The organism is Agromyces sp. Marseille-Q5079 (genome assembly GCF_051016555.1).
In the GTDB taxonomy this organism is placed as follows: Bacteria; Actinomycetota; Actinomycetes; order Actinomycetales; family Microbacteriaceae; genus Agromyces.
In genome coordinates this window covers 31,034-50,333 of sequence record NZ_JBPEJF010000008.1, presented here as the reverse complement: position 1 = coordinate 50,333, position 19,300 = coordinate 31,034, and the positions used below count along the sequence as shown (strand labels likewise).

Annotated in this window: 15 protein-coding genes; 10 read left to right on the top strand and 5 right to left on the bottom strand. The window is 72.0% G+C overall.

Annotated elements, in window-relative coordinates; genetic code table 11:
* Position 1: 1 nt before the first annotated feature.
* From cydD to holA, 7 genes are all read left to right on the top strand, one after another.
* Positions 2-1,630, top strand: a complete 1,629-nt coding sequence (gene cydD / locus ACR3IO_RS16120; protein ID WP_434072243.1) for a thiol reductant ABC exporter subunit CydD — start codon at positions 2-4, stop codon at positions 1,628-1,630.
* Complete coding sequence (gene cydC, locus ACR3IO_RS16115; protein ID WP_434072242.1) at positions 1,623-3,353, top strand: thiol reductant ABC exporter subunit CydC; 1,731 nt, start codon at positions 1,623-1,625, stop codon at positions 3,351-3,353. Before cydD ends, cydC begins: the two co-directional genes overlap by 8 nt.
* Before the next feature lie 9 nt (positions 3,354-3,362).
* Positions 3,363-4,838: an aminodeoxychorismate synthase component I gene (gene pabB / locus ACR3IO_RS16110; protein WP_434072241.1), complete on the top strand. Its 1,476-nt coding sequence runs from the start codon at positions 3,363-3,365 to the stop codon at positions 4,836-4,838.
* Between the two features lie 81 nt (positions 4,839-4,919).
* Positions 4,920-7,487, top strand: a complete 2,568-nt coding sequence (leuS, locus tag ACR3IO_RS16105) for a leucine--tRNA ligase (protein ID WP_434072240.1) — start codon at positions 4,920-4,922, stop codon at positions 7,485-7,487.
* Positions 7,488-7,587: 100 nt separating this feature from the next.
* A complete protein-coding gene (locus ACR3IO_RS16100; RefSeq protein ID WP_434072239.1) occupies positions 7,588-8,322 on the top strand; it encodes a ComEA family DNA-binding protein in 735 nt (244 codons plus the stop codon).
* Positions 8,323-10,701, top strand: a complete 2,379-nt coding sequence (locus tag ACR3IO_RS16095; RefSeq protein WP_434072238.1) for a ComEC/Rec2 family competence protein — start codon at positions 8,323-8,325, stop codon at positions 10,699-10,701.
* Positions 10,702-10,712: 11 nt separating this feature from the next.
* Positions 10,713-11,759, top strand: a complete 1,047-nt coding sequence (gene holA / locus ACR3IO_RS16090; RefSeq protein WP_434072237.1) for a DNA polymerase III subunit delta — start codon at positions 10,713-10,715, stop codon at positions 11,757-11,759.
* Positions 11,760-11,945: 186 nt separating this feature from the next.
* Here the strand turns inward: holA and rpsT are convergent, their stop codons facing one another.
* The 3 genes from rpsT to ACR3IO_RS16075 form a co-directional block, all read right to left on the bottom strand.
* The gene (gene rpsT / locus ACR3IO_RS16085; protein WP_092966030.1) at positions 11,946-12,206 is read right to left on the bottom strand and encodes a 30S ribosomal protein S20; all 261 of its coding nucleotides are present in this window, start codon (positions 12,204-12,206) and stop codon (positions 11,946-11,948) included.
* Positions 12,207-12,455: 249 nt separating this feature from the next.
* Entirely contained in the window at positions 12,456-13,148 is a 693-nt protein-coding gene (locus ACR3IO_RS16080) for a response regulator (RefSeq protein WP_434072236.1), read from the bottom strand.
* Entirely contained in the window at positions 13,145-14,389 is a 1,245-nt protein-coding gene (locus ACR3IO_RS16075) for a sensor histidine kinase (RefSeq protein WP_434072235.1), read from the bottom strand. The genes ACR3IO_RS16080 and ACR3IO_RS16075 overlap by 4 nt, the downstream gene beginning before the upstream one ends.
* A gap of 81 nt (positions 14,390-14,470) precedes the next feature.
* Here ACR3IO_RS16075 and lepA point away from each other — a divergent pair, with 81 nt between their 5' ends.
* The 3 genes from lepA to hemW are packed head-to-tail and all read left to right on the top strand — an operon-like array spanning position 14,471 to position 18,214.
* Complete coding sequence (gene lepA, locus ACR3IO_RS16070) at positions 14,471-16,327, top strand: translation elongation factor 4 (RefSeq protein ID WP_434072234.1); 1,857 nt, start codon at positions 14,471-14,473, stop codon at positions 16,325-16,327.
* A 7-nt stretch (positions 16,328-16,334) separates the two neighbouring features.
* Positions 16,335-16,985: a DUF1990 family protein gene (locus tag ACR3IO_RS16065; protein ID WP_434072233.1), complete on the top strand. Its 651-nt coding sequence runs from the start codon at positions 16,335-16,337 to the stop codon at positions 16,983-16,985.
* Positions 16,986-16,987: 2 nt separating this feature from the next.
* On the top strand, positions 16,988-18,214 hold the full coding sequence (gene hemW, locus ACR3IO_RS16060; protein ID WP_434072232.1) for a radical SAM family heme chaperone HemW: 1,227 nt from the start codon (positions 16,988-16,990) through the stop codon (positions 18,212-18,214).
* A 6-nt stretch (positions 18,215-18,220) separates the two neighbouring features.
* On the opposite strand, the gene ACR3IO_RS16055 is transcribed toward hemW, so the two are convergent.
* Together ACR3IO_RS16055 and ACR3IO_RS16050 are read right to left on the bottom strand one after the other, a co-directional pair.
* Positions 18,221-18,601: a DUF4870 domain-containing protein gene (locus ACR3IO_RS16055; RefSeq protein WP_434072231.1), complete on the bottom strand. Its 381-nt coding sequence runs from the start codon at positions 18,599-18,601 to the stop codon at positions 18,221-18,223.
* A 115-nt stretch (positions 18,602-18,716) separates the two neighbouring features.
* Positions 18,717-19,142 (bottom strand): DUF4870 domain-containing protein, encoded by a 426-nt coding sequence (locus ACR3IO_RS16050; RefSeq protein ID WP_434072230.1) that lies wholly within the window; start codon positions 19,140-19,142, stop codon positions 18,717-18,719.
* Positions 19,143-19,300 lie beyond the last annotated feature (158 nt).

The following is a 19,300-nucleotide window of genomic DNA, read 5'->3' as shown; positions in this document are numbered from 1 at the left end:
CGTGAAGCCACTCGACCCGAGACTCGTCCGCCGTTCCCGCGCCGCGCGCAGGTTCCTCCTGCTCGGCGGCGCCCTCGCCCTCCTGCAGGCCGCCGCGATCGTGGGGTTCGCCCTGTCGCTCTCGACGCTCGTCGTCGACCTGATCGACGGGGGCAGCCTGCTCGCGGACTGGCCGTGGCTCGTCGGCCTCGCGGTCGCGGCATCCGTTCGTGCGGGAGCCGCATGGCTTTGGGACGTCGTCGGGTCCGCGGGAGCGATGCGCGTGAAGCAGGAGGTGCGCGGCGACGTGCTGCACGCGCTCGAGGCCGCCCCCGCGGGCGTGCCCGGATTCCCGAGCGCGCGCACGGCGACACTGCTCGGGCCCGGCCTCGACGCCCTCGACGCCTACTTCGGCTCGTACCTGCCGCAACTGGTCCTCACCGCCATCGCGACGCCGATCCTCGTCGTGGTGGTGTGGCTGGCCGACCCGCTGTCGGGGCTCGTGCTGGTGATCGTGCTGCCGCTGATCCCGGTGTTCATGGCGCTCATCGGCATGGCCACCGCGGGCGTGCAGCAGCGCCAGTACGAGAGCCTCACCACGCTCTCGCGGGGATTCCTCGAGGTGGTCGGCGGGCTCTCGACCCTCATCGTGTTCGGCCGCGCCCAGCGACAGGTCGCGCGCATCCGCGCCGTCACCGAGGACGTGCGCAAGCGGACCATGAGCGTGCTGCGCGTGACCTTCCTCTCGGGGTTCACGCTCGAGTTCGCGGCGAGCCTGTCGGTCGCGATCGTCGCCGTCTCGATCGGCTTCCGCCTCGTGTGGGGCGAGATCGGGCTGCTCCCGGGTCTCTTCGTGCTCGTCCTCGCACCCGAGGTCTTCCTCCCCGTGCGCAACGTCGGTGCCGCGTTCCACGCCTCGTCGGCCGGTGTCACGGCCTCGGCCGACGCGTTCGACCTGTTCGAGGCGGCCGAGACGGAGGCCGGCCGGATGTGTCGGCAGTCGGATGACCCGGCTTCGGATGCCGCGCCCGGCCTCATCGTGTCCGACGTCGCCGTCCGACGCGATGAGCGCACCATCGTCGAGCGCGTCGGCCTCCGTGCGCTGCCGGGCGAGATCGTCGCGATCACCGGCCCGAGCGGCGTCGGCAAGTCGAGCCTGTTCGGCGCGATCCTCGGATTCCTGCCGTTCGAGGGCGACATCCGTCTCGCCGGAGTGCGGCCGGGCGCGGCCGCCAGGTCGGCGCTCGCGTGGTCTCCTCAGAGCCCGTCGCTCCTGCCGGGCTCGGTCGCCTCGAACGTGAGGCTCGGCCTCGAGGAGGCTGCGCCCGAGCTCGCGGAGCGGGCCATGCGCCTGGCTGCGGTCGAACTCGATGCGGCCACGCTGGTCGGCCCCGGCGGAACGGGGCTCTCGGGCGGACAGGCGCAGCGGGTCGCCACCGCGCGGGCCATCCACCGGGTCCTCGCAGGCGGCGCTTCGGTGCTCCTCCTCGACGAGCCGACGTCGGCGCAGGATCCCGCCCGGGAGGCGGCGTTGGCCCACGGCCTGCGCGAGCTCGCCGACGAGGGCGTGACCGTGCTCGTCGCGACCCACCGTGCCGCGCTCGCGGCGGCATCCGATCGGGTGCTCGACCTGGAGGGTGCCCGTGTCTGAGCCTCGCACCGCCGTCATGCGGGCCGCGCTGCCGTCCGCGGGCCGGCTCGCGCCGTCGATCCTCGCCGGCATCGGATCCGCCGCCTCGGCCATCGCCCTCCTCGCCTGCTCCGCGTGGCTGATCGCGCGGGCCGCCGAGCAGCCGCCGGTGCTGTACCTCTCCGTCGCAGTCGTCGGCGTGCGCGCGTTCGCGCTCGGCCGCGCTGCGTTCCGCTACCTCGAACGGCTCACCGGGCACGACGCGTCGTTCCGACAGCTCGCGAGCATCCGCACGGGCGTGTTCGAGCGGATGCTGCCGGTCGCCCCCGACGGGATGGCCGGCATTCGACGCGGTGACCTGCTGGCACGATTCGTCGACGACGTCGACGACCTGCAGAACGTGGCCCTGCGCGTCGTGCAGCCGGTCGTGAGCGCGCTCGTCGTGCTCGTCGCCGCGGTGGTCGGCGTGGCGATTCTCGCACCGGGGTCCGCGTTCGCGATCCTCGGATGTCTCGTGGCCGGCATCGGCCTCACGCTGCTCGCCCAGCGCGGGGCGGCGCGGCGCGCCGACCGCGAGTTGGCGCCGCTCCGCGGCGAGATGCAGGCCGCGGTCCTCGAGCACGTGCAGGCGGTGGACGTGCTCGTCGCGTTCGACGCGGCCGACGCGAGCCGGCGTCGCATCGAACGCCTCGGCGAACGACTCGCGCGAGCGACCCGCGCTCGCATCGCCGTCGCCGGCGGGGCATCCGCGGCCATGACCGCGATCGGCGGCATCGCCGTCGCGGCGAGCCTCGCAGCGGCCTCGCCGCTGCTCGCCGACGGCCGCATCGACGGGCCGACCTTCGCGGTGCTGTGCCTCGTGCCGCTCGCCATCGCCGAGGTCGCCGCCGCGATCCCGCTCGCGGCGACGTCGTGGCGCATCGCCCGGGCGAGCGCCGAGCGGGTCGAGCGGGCCGTGCCCGCGGACGTGCCCGCCGGCATCCCCGTCGCGCCGGCGGACCCGGTCGCGTTGCCGAGCGGCGACCGGCCGCCGCGAGTGCGCCTGCGCGGCATCCGGGCGACCTGGCCCGCGACCGCGCCCACCTCGGACGACGGTCCGCCGCCCATGCTTCCCGAGGCCTCCGGAGCCGCACTCGAACGCGTGGACCTCGATCTCCTGCCGGGGGAGTGCGTGCTGCTCCGCGGGCCTTCGGGCGCCGGCAAGACCACGCTCGCGCACGTGCTCGTGCGGTTCCTCGACTACGAGGGCTCCTACCGACTCGACGACGTCGAGGCCGAGGAGCTCGACCCCGACGCGCTGCGCACCGTCGTCGGCCTCGTGGAGCAGCGACCGTGGCTGTTCGACGAGTCCGTGCGCCAGAACCTCGTGTTCGCACGTGAGGAGGCCACCGACGCCGAACTGCTCGACGCCCTCGACCTCGTGGGCCTCCGCGAGTGGGTCCTCGAGCGCGGCGGACTCGATGCCGCCGTCGGCGAGCGCGGCTCGCTCGTCTCCGGCGGGCAGGCGCAGCGCATCGCGCTCGCGCGCGCGACGCTCGCCGGGTTCCCCGTGCTCGTGCTCGACGAGCCCACGGCGAACGTCGACGCGGCGCAGGCCGACGCGCTCATGCGCGACCTCGTGGCCGCCGCCCGCCACGACGGCCGCACGGTGCTCGTCATCTCCCACGCGCCCGTCGACGGCGCGCTTGTAGACCGGGAGTTCGCCATCGCCGACGGACGCCTCGAGGGCCGCACGACGACGTAGGGTGAGGGGATGCCGCGCCGAATCCGACGCCGCCGGCTCGACGGGTGGATCGATCCGCACCTGCTCTTCCGCGCGCTGTACTCCGATGCCTCCCATGTCGTCTGGCTCGACGGCGGACCCGGCGCCGCCGACGGCCTCAGCATCCTGGCCGCCGCGCATCACGGCAGCGAGTTCGTCACGGCGGATGTCGCGACGGGCACGGTCTCGCGAGGCCCGCTCGCGGCATCCGATCGCACGACCTCGACGAGTCCGGCCTCGGTCGACGACGTCTTCGCCGTGCTGGCTGAGCACCTCGGCGAGCACCGCGTCGAGGCCGAGGCCGAGGGCGACGGCGCGCGCGACGCCCCGCTCGGCTGGTTCGGCTGGTTCGGCTACGAGTTCGGTGCGCACGTGGTCGGGGTGCCCGCCGCCCCGACGGATGCCCCGGACGCCGCGTTCCTCTGGGTCGATCGCGCGGTCGTCTTCGATCACGCGACACGTTCGGCTGAGCTGGCCTGGCTCGACGGCGACGACGAAGGTGGTCACGAAGACGACGGCGACGCCTCCGTCGGGTCCTGGTCGCGCGAGGTGGCCGCGACGTGGACGCGACTCGTCGAGGGTGCCGAGGCCGACGCCGAGCCGGCCCGGTCGGCGACGGCGCCGGCGCCGCACGTGCGCTGGCGGCACACGCCCGAGGCCTACGCCGGACTCATCGCAGCATGCCAGGACGCGATCCACCGAGGAGACGCCTACCAGCTCTGCCTCACCAACCGCATCGACGTCGACGTGACGCCCGATCCGGCCGCGACGTACCTCGCGCTCCGCGCGTCGAGCCCCAGCCACCACGGCGGGTACCTGCGATTCGGCGAGCACGCGCTGCTCAGCGCCTCGCCCGAGCTGTTCCTCCACGTCACGCCCGACGGCGTCGTCTCGACCAAGCCGATGAAGGGCACCCGGCCGCGCCATCCCGACGCCGAGGAGGATCGTCGCCTCCGGCGCGAACTCCTGGAGAGCGAGAAGGAGCGCGCCGAGAACCTGATGATCGTCGACCTCATGCGCAACGACCTCGGCCGCGTCGCCGAGCTCGGCACGGTCGAGGTCCCCAGCCTGCTCGCGGTGGAGGAGTACCCCCACGTGCACCAGCTCGTCTCGACCGTGCGCGCCCGGCTGCGGCATCCGCTCACCTCGCTCGACGCCGTGAGGGCGGCGTTCCCGGCGGGGTCGATGACCGGCGCTCCCAAGCACAGCGCGATGCACATCCTGCACGGGCTCGAGGCCGGACCGCGCGGCGTGTACTCGGGCGCGTTCGGCTACCTCGCGGTCGACGGCAGCGTCGACCTCGCCATGGTCATCCGCTCGATCGTGCTCGGTCCGAGCGGCGCGTCGATCGGCACCGGCGGCGGCATCACGGCCCTCTCCGACGCATCCGAGGAGATCGAGGAGACCCGGGTCAAGGCCCGCGCGCTGCTCGCGGTCCTGGGCGCGGCGAGCGCACAGCCCGAGTGAGTAGGCTTGACTCTCGGTGCGTCGACGTCTGGCGTGCCCAGAAGCTGTGCGGGCAACCGCATCGACACGATTGAGAGTCACGTGGCACACGATCAGCACGAGGTCGACCCCGGCGCATACGACTTCGCCGCCATCCAGGCGAAGTGGCTTCCCGTGTGGGAAGAGGCGAAGCCGTTCACGGCCGGCCGCCCCGGTGACACGAAGCCGCGCAAGTACATCCTCGACATGTTCCCGTACCCGTCGGGCGACCTGCACATGGGCCACGCCGAGGCGTTCGGCTACGGCGACACCGTGGCCCGCTACTGGCGCCACCAGGGCTTCGACGTGCTGCACCCCATCGGCTGGGACTCCTTCGGCCTGCCCGCCGAGAACGCCGCCATCAAGCGCGGCGTCGACCCGCGCGGATGGACCTACGAGAACATCGAGCAGCAGAAGCGCTCGTTCCGCCAGTACGCGCCGTCCTTCGACTGGTCGCGCGAACTCCACACGAGCGACCCCGAGTACTACCGCTGGAACCAGTGGCTGTTCCTGAAGCTCTACGAGAAGGGCATCGCCTACCGCAAGGCGGGCCAGGTCAACTGGTGCCCCAACGACCAGACGGTGCTCGCCAACGAGCAGGTCGTCGACGGGCACTGCGAGCGCTGCGGCGCCGTCGTCACGAAGAAGGCCCTCACGCAGTGGTACTTCCGCGTGACCGACTACGCCGACCGCCTCATCGACGACCTCAACCAGCTCGAGGGCGCGTGGCCGTCGAAGGTGCTCTCGATGCAGCGCAACTGGATCGGACGCTCGGCCGGCGCCGACGTCGAGTTCGAGATCGAGGGCCGCGAGGCGCGGATCCCCGTGTTCACGACGCGCCCCGACACGCTCTTCGGCGCGACCTTCATGGTCGTCGCACCCGACTCCGAGCTCGCCGCCGAGCTCGCGGCCGGGGCATCCGACGAGGTCAGGACCCGGTTCGAGGGCTACCTCGACTCGGTGCGCGCCGAGAGCGACATCGACCGTCTCGCGACCGACCGGCCCAAGTCGGGCGTGTTCCTCGAGCGCTACGCGATCAACCCCGTCAACGGCGAGCGCCTGCCCATCTGGGCGGCCGACTACGTGCTGGCCGACTACGGCCACGGCGCCATCATGGCCGTGCCCGCGCACGACCAGCGCGACCTCGACTTCGCGCGCGCCTTCGACCTGCCGGTGCGCGTCGTCGTCGACACGAACCAGCCCGTGACGGGCGTGATCCCCGTGATCCCGCTCGACGAGAACGGCGTCCCGTACCTGCCCGACGACCTGCCGTCGCTGAACCCGGCCGAGACCGGCGAGGCGCTGACCGGCGAGGGCCGACTCATCAACTCGGGTCCGCTCGACGGGCTCTCCAAGTCGAACGCGATCCGGCGGGTCATCGACCTGCTCGAGCACCGCGGCCTCGGTCGTGCGGCGAAGAACTACCGGCTGCGCGACTGGCTGATCTCGCGTCAGCGCTACTGGGGCACGCCCATCCCGATCATCCACTGCCCCGACTGCGGCGAGGTGCCGGTGCCCGAGAGCGAGCTCCCGGTGCGACTGCCGGATGCCGCGGGGCTGGACCTCAAGCCCAAGGGCTCGAGCCCGCTCGGCGCGGCCGAGGACTGGGTCAACGTCGCCTGCCCGAACTGCGGGGGAGCGGCGCGTCGTGACTCCGACACCATGGACACGTTCGTCGACAGCTCCTGGTACTACCTGCGCTACCTCAACCCGAACGACGAGGGCCGCGCGTTCGACCCGGCCGAGGCCGAGAAGTGGGCGCCCGTCGACCAGTACGTGGGCGGCGTCGAGCACGCCATCCTGCACCTGCTGTACTCGCGCTTCATCACGAAGGTGCTCTTCGATGCGGGGTACCTGAGCTTCACCGAGCCGTTCACCTCGCTGCTGAACCAGGGCATGGTCATCATGGACGGCACCAAGATGAGCAAGTCCAAGGGCAACCTCGTCGAGTTCGCGAGCGAGCTCGGCGCGCACGGCGCCGACGCGCTGCGCGTGACGCTGGCCTTCGCGGGTCCGCCGGAGGACGACATCGACTGGGCGGATGTCTCGCCGGTGGGTGCGGCCAAGTTCCTGGCACGCGCGTGGCGCATCTCGGGCGAGGTCACCTCGAGCCCCGATGTCGAGTGGAAGACCGGCGACACCGCGCTGCGTCGGATCACCCACCGACTGCTGGCCGACGCACCCGGCCTCGTCGAGGCGTTCAAGTTCAACGTGGTGGTGGCTCGGCTCATGGAGCTCGTCAACGCCACGCGCAAGACGATCGACTCGGGAGCCGGTGCGGGCGACGCCGCCGTCCGCGAGGCGGCCGAGGTCACCGCGATGATCCTCGACCTGTTCGCCCCGTACACCGCCGAGGACATGTGGGCTCGGCTCGGTTACGAGCCGACCGTCGCCCTCGTGCCGTGGCGCAAGGCCGACCCGGCGCTGCTCATCGAGGAATCGGTGACGGCCGTCGTGCAGGTCGACGGCAAGGTGCGCGATCGTCTCGAGGTGTCGCCGAAGATCTCGGGCGACGAGCTCGAGGGCCTCGCCAGGGCGTCGGCCGCGGTGGCGCGATCGATCGGCGACCGCGAGATCGTCAACGTCATCGTCCGTGCGCCGCGTCTCGTGAACATCGCCACGAAGGGCTGACCGGGCTGAGCGCTCCTCCACAGCACTGAGACGGCGACGGCCGCCCGGGTTCCGGACCCTGGGCGGCCGTTCCGCGTCCAGGGAGCCGTAGCGTGCGGGCATGCCCGCACGCACTGCCGTCGATCCGGCCGCCGCCGAGCCGCACGCATCCGCCGAACCGCCGGCATCCGGCGATCCATTCGAGGCGCTCGATCCGTCGGCGCGTCGGTCGACGCCGAGGGTGCGCATCGCCGTGGGGGCCGCGGTCGTGCTGTTCGTCGGGGCGGTCGCCGTGGCCGCGGTGATGTCCTTCTTCGCCGGCGGCGGCGGCGAGCAGGCCTCGATCGGAGTGCCGCCGGCATCGCAGGGCCCGGCCGGTGACGCCGAGGGCGGCGTCGTCGACGTGCAGGCCACGCCGCTGCTCGTCCACGTCTTGGGCGCGGTCGCGGAACCGGGACTCGTCGAGCTGGACCCGGGCGCGAGAGTCGTCGACGCGGTCGCCGCGGCCGGCGGGTTCACCGCCGACGCGGATCCCGCGGGCGTGAACCTCGCGCGGCCGGTGGTCGACGGCGAGCAGCTCGTGGTGTTCGCGATCGGCGAGCTGCCGGCCGCACCCGCTGCCGGCGGAGCCGGTGCCGCGTCGGGCGGCGGCGCGGCATCCGACGGACTGGTGCACCTGAACACGGCCGATGTCGCCGCACTCGACACGCTGCCGCGCATCGGGCCGGCGCTGGCCCAGCGCATCCTCGACTACCGCGAGGCGAACGGCCCGTTCACGAGCGTCGACCAACTGCTCGACGTCACGGGCATCGGCGATGCGGTGTTCTCCGGGCTGGCCGAACTCGTGGCCCTCTGAGTGCGCGACCTCCGCCTGCTGGGTCCGGCGTGCGCGGCCTGGGCGTTCGCGTGGATCGCGGTCGTCGCGCCCGATCTCGGCCTCGACCCCGCCGGGGTGTCGGCGATCCTCTGGGGCGCGGGGGCCGTGCTGCTCGTCGTCCTCGTGCTGCTCGTCGCACGGAGCACGCGCGCAGGACGACCGCGCCATCCCGGTTCGAGGCGGGTGCACGCGTCCTCGCTCATCGCCACGCTCCTCGTCGTGACGGCCTGCGCTGCGCTCGCGTCCACGAGCGCGACGATCGGGCACGGCATGCGCGAGACGTCCCCGCTCGCCGAATCCGCCTCGTCGCGGAGCACGGTCGACGTCGTCATCGAGGTGACGAGCCCGCCGCGCCAGATGCGCGCGGGCGTCTGGGCGGACGCGACGCCGCTCATGCGCGTGGACGGCACGCTCGTCGCCGTCGACGGATCCGCCGTCGCGGGCGTTCCGGTGACGGTCGGGCTCAGCGCGTCCGATCGGGTCGAATGGGGCTCGCGCATCGCCTTCGCCGCGAGGGCGCAGCCGCTCCCGGCCGTCGAGCCGAACGCGTTCCGCCTGGTGAGCCCCGGGGAGGTCGCGCTCGCGTCGCCCTCGCCGGCATGGCTCGGGTGGGCCACCGGCCTCCGCGAGCGGTTCGCGGAGGCCGCGACCTCGCTCGGCGGCGACGGCGGGGCGCTCGTGCCCGGACTCGCGATCGGCGACACGTCCGCGGTCGGCACCGACCTCGACACCGCGATGAAGACGAGTTCGCTGAGCCACCTGACCGCCGTGTCCGGGGCGAACTGCGCGATCGTGACCGCGGCCGCATTCGCGCTGGCCGCGCTGTGCGGGCTCGGGCGAGGCGCGCGCATCGTCGTGTCGCTCGTCGCGCTGGCGGGATTCGTGGTGTTGGTGACTCCGCAGCCGAGCGTCATCCGCGCCGCGGCGATGGCCGTCGTGATCCTGATCGGCATGGCGCTGGCCCGCGGCTCGGGCGGCGTATCCGCGCTCTCCCTCGCGGTCGTGGTCCTCCTGACGGTGAACCCGTGGCTGGCCCGCGACTACGGGTTCGCCCTCTCGGCGGCGGCCACCGCGGGGCTGCTGCTCCTGGCCGGGCCGCTCGCCCGCCGGCTCGCCGACGTCATGCCGACGCCCCTCGCGGTCGTGCTCGCCGTGCCGATCGCGGCGCAGCTCGCGTGCCAGCCGGTACTCGTCCTGCTCGACCCGTCGATCGCCCTCTACGGCGTGCCGGCGAACCTGCTCGCCGCGCCGGCGGCACCGGTCGGCACCATCGTCGGCATGATCGGATGCCTCGTGCTGCCGGTGCTGCCGTCGGTCGGCTACGCGCTCATGCAGGTCGCGTGGCTGCCCGCCACCTGGATCGCGCTCATCGCGCACGGCGCATCGGGACTGCCGGGCGCTCGCCTGCCGTGGCCCGCAGACGCCTGGGGGGCCGTCCTCCTCGTCGCCGCGACGGCCGCGACGCTCTGGCTCGCGCTGTCCCGCAGCGCGGGCGGGCCGACGCGACGCATCGTCGCGGCGCTGGCGATCCTGCTGATCGCCGTCCCGGTGGGCATCACGGTCGGCCCGGGGCTCGTGGCACGAGCGCAGCATCCGGTCGACTGGGATGTCGCGAACTGCGACGTCGGGCAGGGCGACGCCGTGCTCGTCCGGTCCGAGGGGGCCACGGCGCTCATCGACACCGGCCCCGATCCTGCGGCCCTCGACCGGTGCCTCGCGCTCCTCGGCGTCGAGGCCATCGACCTGCTGGTGCTCACCCACTGGGACGCCGACCACGTGGGCGGCAGCAGCGCGGTCGTCGGAACGGTCGGCGCGGTGATCCACGGGCCGCTCGACGCCGAGCGCTCGGCGCGCGTGCTCGAGCCGCTCCGGGATGCCGGGGCCGAGACGATCCAGGTCGCCGCGGGACGCAGCGGGTCGCTCGGCGATGCACGATGGCGCGTGCTCTGGCCGCCCGCGAAGGCGCAGCCCGGCAATGACGCGAGCGTCGTCCTGCAACTGGACGGCGTACTCGGCCGGGCGATCTTCCTCGGGGACCTCGGCGAGGAGGCGCAGGCGCGCATGGCGGCCTCGGCGAGGCTCGGGCGGGTGGATCTCGTGAAGGTGGCCCACCACGGTTCGGCCGACCAGAGCGAGCGCCTGTACGAGACGCTGCAGGCCACGGTCGGCGTCATCGGCGTCGGCGCCGACAACGGCTACGGTCACCCCACCGACCGGCTGCTCGACCTGCTCGCGCGCGTGGGCACGGTGCCCGTCCGCAGCGATCGCACGGGAACGTCCCTCCTCACCGCCGAGGAGGGCGGCGGCTACCGCCTCTGGGTCGAGCACGACTCCGGCGATGTCGCACCCCGACCGTAGACTGGAGCCGAATGGGAGGTGCCGTGGCGGCTCGAACCGGTGCACGTGGCGGGACTCGTGCGAGTGCGGCGATCCCGCAACTCCCATGGAATCAGGTCAGGCCGGCACCGGTCGTCCTCATCTCCGGTCCAGAAGACGTGCTGGCCGATCGCGCGTCCGGCATGCTGCGAGACCTGCTCCGCGCCGAAGACCCCGACCTCGAGGTCAGCGAGATCTCCGGAGACGCCTACCAGCGCGGCGAGCTCATCACGCTCGCCAGCCCGTCGCTCTTCGGCGAGGCTCGACTCATCCGCATCGACGGCGCCGAGAAGGCGACCGACGACCTGATCCTCGACGTCCTCGACTACCTCTCGCAGACGGCGGAGTCGACGACCGTCGTCCTCCGGCACCGCAGCGGCGTCCGCGGCAAGAAGATGCTCGATGCCATCCGGTCGGGGCAGGGCGGGGCGATCGAGATCGTGTGCGCCGAACTGAAGCGCGAGTCCGACAAGCAGGAGTTCGTGCAGGCCGAGATCCGCGCGGCCGGGCGCAAGATCGCCCCGAGGGCGCTGCGCTCCCTGGTGGCGGCCTTCAGCGACGACCTCGGCGAGCTCTCGGCCGCATGCCGGCAGCTGCTCGCCGACACCCCGGGCGACATCACCGAGGCGGTCGTCGCGAAGTACTACGGCGGCCGCGTCGAGACGAACGCGTTCGAGGTGGCCGACGCCGCCATCGCGGGTCGGCACGGCGACGCGCTCGTCGCTCTGCGCCATGCGCTCGACAGCGGCGCAGACCCGGTGCCGATGGTCGCGGCGTTCGCAATGAAGATCCGCACGATGGCGAAGGTCTCCGGCGTCCGCGGGGGAGGGCAGGCCGCGGCATCCCTCGGCCTCGCACCGTGGCAGGTCGACCGTGCCCGTCGCGATCTCGCGGGATGGAGCGATGAGGGCCTGCAGCGCGCGATCGTGGCGCTGGCCCGCACCGACGCCGCGGTGAAGGGTGCCGAGCGCGACCCGGTGTTCGCACTCGAGCGGCTCATCGGCGTCATCGCCGCGCGGGGGCGCGACCTCGCCTCGTAGGTCGACGGCGCCACCGGGCGGATTCGCCGCACGACCTGTCGGGCGACGAACGCAACTGGAGATGACGAACGCGCCCGGAGATGACGAACGCGCCCGGAATCGACGAACACCTCGGAATCGACGAACGCGCCGGAAACGACGAACGCCCCGCACGAAGGTGCGGGGCGTTCGATCAGGCGACGTGCGTCAGAGCGCAGCGACCTGCTTCGCGATGGCCGACTTGCGGTTCGCGGCCTGGTTCTTGTGGATGACGCCCTTGCTGGCGGCCTTGTCGAGCTTGCGGCCGGCGACGCGGACGGCGGCGGTGGCCTTGTCCTTGTCACCCGTCGCGATGGCCTCGCGAGCGGCGCGGACGGCGCTCTTGACCTCGCTCTTGACGGCCTTGTTGCGCTCCTGCGCCTTGAGGTTGGTCTTGATGCGCTTGATCTGCGACTTGATGTTTGCCACGTGGTTCGTCTTTCGTTCTTGTGCGGGTACCGGATGTGCCGAGCGAAGGTAGAGGGGCCTCGCGCGGCGAATCGTGCGGGGTGGGACCCACACGCAAGCCAACAGGCAACGATACCAGCAACGCGCACGCGGCACCAATGCGCCGGCTGGGAGTCCGCGCAGACGTGCGACGGCGCCGGCGGACGATGCGCCGCGCCGAACCGTGCGGTCGACCGGGCGCGCCCTTCGGGGCGTCCGCCGCGGCATCCCTCAGTCGGACCGGATGACGCCGAGGTCGCGAGCCCGCGCGACCGCCGCCGTGCGCGACCCGACCTCGAGCTTGGCGAAGATGTGCACGAGGTGCGACTTCACGGTCGCCTCGCTGAGGAAGAGCGCCTTGCCGATGTCGCGATTCGAGTTGCCGCCGGCGACGAGCTGCAGCACCTCGACCTCGCGGCCGGTGAGCCGTTCGAGGCCCGAGTTGGCCTCGAGGCGGGAGGACACGCCGGGTGCGAACGCCGGCTCCCCGCCGGCCGCCGTGCGGATCGCCTCGACGAGCTCGGCGGGAGGCGCGTCCTTCAGGAGGTATCCGCTCGCGCCGGCCTCGATGGCCCCGAGGATGTCGGCGTCGGTGTCGTAGTTCGTGAGCACGAGCACTCGCGGCGCGTCGAGTGCGGAGCGGATGTGCCGAGTCGCCTCGGCGCCCTGCATCCGCGTCGGGAACTGCAGGTCCATGAGCACGACGTCGATGCCGCCCTGGCTCGCGCGTCGCACCGCGGCATCCGCCGTGTCGACCTCGTCGACGACCTCGAGGTCGGGTTCGGACTCCAGCATCGCCCGGACCCCGGCCCGGACGACCGGGTGGTCGTCGGCCAGCACGAGCCGGATCGTGTCGCCCCGCCCGCCCGTTTCGGGCACGTCGTCGGCGCCGCTGATGCCGCTCGCGCCGCTCATGCTGCTCATGCCGTGACCACCGGGATGCGCACCGAGATCGCCGTGCCGTCGCCCGGCGAGGACTCGAGTTCGACGGTGCCGCCCTCGCGCTCGGCGCGCTCGCGCATGGCCCGCAGCCCGAAGCGGATGCCGTCGCCGTCGCCGGCCGCGACCTCGACGGGATCGAAGCCGATGCCGTCGTCGACGATGTCGAGCGCGACCTCGTCGCCGAGGTAGCTGAGCGTGAGCTCGGCGCGGGTCGCGCGGGCGTGCCGCAGCACGTTCGCCAGGGCGCCCTGGGCGATGCGGAGGAGCGTCGCGTCGATCGCCATCGGCAGCGTCACCGGCGTTCCGCTCGTGGAGTACGAGACGCGGGTCGCAGAGCCCGCCTGCGCAGCCTGCTCGTCGACGGTCGCGGCGAGGCGGCGCAGGGCGGCGGGCAGCGTCTGCTCGTCGAGCGACGGAGGGCTGAGCTCCCGGATGAACCGGCGCGTCTCGGCGAGGTTCTCGGACGCCGTCGACCGCGCGAGCTCGAGCTTCTCGAGGGTCGCCGGGTCGGCGATGTCGCGCTCGGCCGCGTGCAGGAGCATCTGGATGCTCGAGAGGCCTTGGGCGACGGTGTCGTGGATCTCGCGGGCGATGCGCTGGCGCTCGGCGAGCGTCCCGGCCTCGCGGCTCGCGGTGGCCAGTTCCTCCCGTGTGGCGATGAGGTCGAGGATCAACGCCTGGCGGTCCTTCGTCTCCTGCGCCATGGCCCGGTAGCCGAGGCCGATGACGATCGCGACGCCGGCGCTGATGAGCGGGCCGAGCACGGTGCCGACGGCGAACCCCTGATGCGTCGCGGTGCCCCACACCGAGAGTCCGAAGGTGATGACCACGAGCGGCACCGCGAGGGGTGCGGCGAGCACGTGCAGCTCGAGGAAGAAGAGGGGGAACGCCAAGAAGGCGGCGTCGGGGGTGATGGCCGACATGCCGACCCAGAGCGCGAGGAGGGACGTGAGCCAGAGCACGCGCGCCCACTGCGGGAGGTTGCGATGGGCGGCGGCGATGCCGGCGCCGTAGCAGGCGAGGAACGCCAGGGTGAGCACCGTCAGCGGCACCTCGGATGCGTCGTCGGCGAGCAGGGCGCGGATCATCACGAACAGGGCGAGCCCGACGACCAGCACGTGCAGGCCGAATCGAAGCGTGATGAAGACGGGGCGGAGGGCGAACGGCGCCACCCGCCCGGCGTCGAAGGCGGGCATCGGCGACGGGACTGCGGACACGGTCATGATGCGAGCCAGCGTAGCCCGGGGCCCCTGCGCGGGGCATCCGTCGAAAGTGCGAAGCCAAGTCATGGGAGAATCGACGGGATGTCTCCGAGAGCCGTAACCCCGCCGGTGCCTGCCGCCACCGATCCCGCGCTGATCCGCAACTTCTGCATCATCGCGCACATCGACCATGGCAAGTCGACCCTCGCCGATCGCATGCTCGGCATCACGGGGGTGGTGAGCGACCGCGACATGCGCGCGCAGTACCTCGACCGCATGGACATCGAGCGCGAGCGCGGCATCACGATCAAGAGCCAGGCCGTGCGCATGCCGTGGCAGGTGGGCGACACCGCCTACGCCCTGAACATGATCGACACCCCGGGTCACGTCGACTTCAGCTACGAGGTCTCCCGGTCGCTCGCGGCCTGCGAGGGCGCGATCCTGCTGGTCGACGCCGCGCAGGGCATCGAGGCCCAGACGCTCGCGAACCTCTACCTCGCGCTCGAGAACGACCTCGAGATCATCCCGGTGCTGAACAAGATCGACCTGCCTGCCGCCGAGCCCGAGAAGTACGCGCGCGAACTCGCGGAGCTCATCGGCGGCAACCCCGACGACGTCCTGAAGGTGTCGGGCAAGACGGGCCTCGGTGTCGAGGACCTGCTCGACCGGGTCGTCGAGCGCATCCCGGCGCCGGTCGGCGATGCCAGCGCACCGCCGCGGGCGATGATCTTCGACTCCGTCTACGACAGCTACCGCGGCGTGGTCACCTACGTCCGCATGATCGACGGCCACCTGAAGCCGCGCGAGCGCATCCAGATGATGTCGACCAGGGCGACCCACGAGATCCTCGAGATCGGCGTCAGCGCACCGGAGCCCACGCCCACGAAGGGCCTCAGCATCGGCGAGGTCGGCTACCTCATCACGGGCGTGAAGGACGTGCGCCAGTCGAAGGTCGGCGACACGGTCACGACGGCCCTGAAGCCCGCGACCGAGGCGCTCGCGGGGTACACCGAGCCGCTGCCGATGGTCTTCTCCGGCCTCTACCCGATCGACGGCAGCGACTATCCCGAGCTGCGCGAGGCGCTCGACAAGCTCAAGCTGTCGGATGCCGCGCTCGTGTACGAGCCCGAGACCTCCGTCGCGCTCGGCTTCGGGTTCCGCGCCGGCTTCCTCGGCCTGCTGCACCTCGAGATCATCACCGAGCGCCTGCAGCGCGAGTTCGGGCTCGACATCATCGCGACCGCGCCGAGCGTGATCTACGAGGTGACCACCGAAGACAAGAAGACCGTCACCGTCACGAACCCGAGCGAGTTCCCCACGGGCGCGAAGATCTCCGAGGTGCGCGAGCCGATGGTGCGCGCCGCGATCCTCGCGCCGAAGGACTACGTCGGCACCATCATGGAGCTCTGCCAGTCGCGTCGCGGCGCCTTGCTCGGCATGGACTACCTCGGCGAGGACCGGGTCGAGATCCGCTACACGATCCCGCTCGGCGAGATCGTGTTCGACTTCTTCGACCAGCTGAAGTCGAAGACCGCCGGGTACGCGTCGCTCGACTACGAGCCGGTCGGCGACCAGGCCGCCGACCTCGTCAAGGTCGACATCCTGCTGCAGGGCGAGCAGGTCGACGCGTTCAGCGCGATCGTGCACCGCGACAAGGCATACGCGTACGGCGTGCTCATGACGGGCCGTCTCCGCGAGCTCATCCCGCGCCAGCAGTTCGAGGTGCCGATCCAGGCCGCCATCGGCGCGCGCATCATCGCCCGCGAGTCCATCCGCGCGATGCGCAAGGATGTGCTCGCCAAGTGCTACGGCGGTGACATCAGCCGCAAGCGCAAGCTCCTCGAGAAGCAGAAGGAGGGCAAGAAGCGCATGAAGATGGTGGGCCGTGTCGAGGTTCCGCAGGAGGCGTTCATCGCCGCCCTGAGCGGTGACGTCGAGAAGAAGGACGCGAAGAAGTAGGCCGAAGATGACCCGTCGCAGCTCATTCACCGACCAGTCCGTCACCTACGGCTCGATCGGGGCGACACTCGACCCCGACCTGCTCCGCTACCCGCCGGTCGGCTACCTGCCCGCCGAAGACCGGGTGCGCATCGGCAGCGGCGTCGAGCGCTTCGACCGCACGGCCGAGGCGCTCATGACCTGGGGCGTCCAGCGCGGCGCGGGCTTCGAAGTGGTGGATGTCTCCGCCGGCACGGGCGCGCAGTATCCGGGCATCGTCTACGACGTCGACGGGTCGCCGCTCACGGAGCAGCCGGGTCCGCGCACGGAAGACCGCTTCGGCGCCGACGGCACCCCGTACATCGCGGCGGGCATGCAGGCGACACTCGTACGCCACGATCGCCTGGGCGCCAAGCGCACGCCGGTGCTCGTGGTCTACGTGATCGACGAGCCCGGCCGCGTCGGCTATGCGTTCGGCACGACCGGCGACGGACTCGAGGGCGGCGAGGAGTCGTTCGTGCTCGAGCACCGCGACGACGACACGGTGTGGCTCACGATCCGCTCGTTCCGCGAGATGCCCACCGGGGTCCAGCGCACGATCGCGCCCGTCATCCGCCGGCGCCGGCGGGAGCTGACGCGACTCCAGCTGCGCGCCCTGCACCCCGCAGGCGGCGTGTAGGCGTGGGCTCCGCCCTCCCGCTCGGCGATCCGGCGCCGCTCGACGGCCTGCTGCCGACCTCGGCCGCCGTCGGTGCTGCCGACCGGGCGTTCGGCGTCTACGTGCACGTGCCGTTCTGCCGCGTGCGATGCGGCTACTGCGACTTCAACACCTACACGGCGAGCGAACTGCGCGGTGCCCGCCAGGTCGACTACGCCGACCAGGCGATCGAGGAGATCCGGATGTCGCGGCGCGTGCTCGCGGCATCCGAGCTGCCGGGGCGCGAGGCCGAGACCGTCTTCTTCGGCGGCGGCACCCCGACGCTGCTGCCCGCCGACGACCTGGTTCGCATGCTCGGCGCGGTGCGCGACGAGTTCGGGTTCGCCGACGGCGCCGAGATCACGACCGAGGCCAACCCCGACTCGGTCGGGCCCGAAGACCTGGTGCGCCTCGCCGAGGGCGGGTTCACGCGGGTCTCGTTCGGCATGCAGTCGGCGGTGCCGCACGTGCTCGCGGCGCTCGACCGCACCCACGACCCCGCGCGGGTGCCGCTCGTCGTGCGCTGGGCGCGCGACGCGGGGCTCGACGTCAGCCTCGACCTCATCTACGGCACGCCGGGGGAGTCGCTCGACGACTGGCGTCGCAGCGTCGACGCGGTCGTCGCCGAGCGCCCAGATCACGTCAGCGCCTACGCGCTCATCGTCGAGGACGGCACGAAGCTCGCACGGCAGATCCGCCGCGGCGAGCTCGCGCAGCCCGACGAGGACCTCGAGGCCGACATGTACGAGTTCGCCGACGAGGCCTTCGGCGCCGCCGGCTTCGAGTGGTACGAGGTCAGCAACTGGGCGACGGATGCCGCGCACCGATCGCGGCACAACCTCGGCTACTGGCGGGGCGACGACTGGTGGGGTGTCGGGCCGGGCGCCCACAGCCACGTCGGCGGGGTGCGCTGGTGGAACGCGAAGCATCCGGCCGCGTACGCCGAACGGCTCGCCGCGGGGCACTCGCCGGCGGTCGGTCGCGAGGTGCTCGATGCGCCGACGCGCGAGACCGAGCGCGTGCTGCTGCTCACCCGCATCCGGGAGGGCATCGACATCGCCTCGCTGCACACGGGCGGCCGTCATGCGGTGGCGGGCCTCATCGCCGACGATCTCATCGACGCGAAAGCCGCCCTCGCCGGCGGATTGACGCTCACTCGGCGAGGGCGGCTGCTCGCGGACGCCGTGGTCAGGCGCCTGCTCGAGGACTGACCCCGATCAGCTCACGAACTTGATCGAGAGCGGGTACGTGTAGGGCTGGCCCTGGTTGGCCTTGACCGCGGCGATGATCGAGAAGACGACCACGACGACCGCGACGGCGATGCTCAGCAGGATGCCGACGACGATGACCCACAGGATCGCGGCGATGATCGAGGCGATCGTCATGGTGATCTGGAAGTTCAGGGCCGTGGCGGTGTGGGCCCGGACGAACGGTCCCTTGTCCTTCAGGATCAGGTAGCCGAGGAGCGCGGGGATGAATCCGAAGAAGATCCCGCCGATGTTCACGAGCGTGGCCCAGAGCTTCTCGTCGTTCGGGCTGAGCTGCGGGCTCTGCTCGTAGGGGTTCTGCGGCGGGGGAGGAGGGGGCAGGTCGGACATCGTGGACTCCTGGTTCGGGGCGCCGGAGCGCGGGACTGCGGACGCCACCATGGTGGCACAGCGACGCCCGTCGCGGGAGGGTGACGCTCCCGCGACGGGCGAATCGCGGGCGCGCCTACTTGATGAGGCGGATGGCGAACGGGTAGCGGTAGTGGTTGCCGTCCTTCGTCTGGAGGAACGCGATGATCGAGAAGATCACGCCGACGATCCAGATGGCCCACGAGAGCAGCCCGAACGGGCTGAGCAGGCCGAGGGTGATGACCGTGAGGATCGTCGTGACGATGAAGAGCGCGATCTGCGCGAAGACCAGCGTGATCTGGAAGTTCAGCGCCTCCTTCGCCTCGGTGTCGGTGAACCGGCCGCGATCCTTGAAGACCAGCCAGATGATCAGCGACGGCAGGAAGCCGAGGATCCCGCCGAGGTGGGCGAAGGAGCCCCACTGCACGTCCTGCTCGCGCGAGAGCGGTGCGGCGGGTGCGGCCTGCTGGGGCGGCGTCGGCGGGAGGTTCGGATCGGAGGGACCTGCGTTGGGGTCTGACATGAGCGTGCCTTTCGAGGTTCGGGGTTTGGTGAACCGCTGCTGCGGGAGGGGAGTGCGCAGCCGTGGTGACGCGCGGATCACGCCCACGGTAGCGTCGGGCCTGAGTGTCGGCAATGGGGTTTACCCTGAGTTGCGCGGTATGATTGGCACTCGCAGTG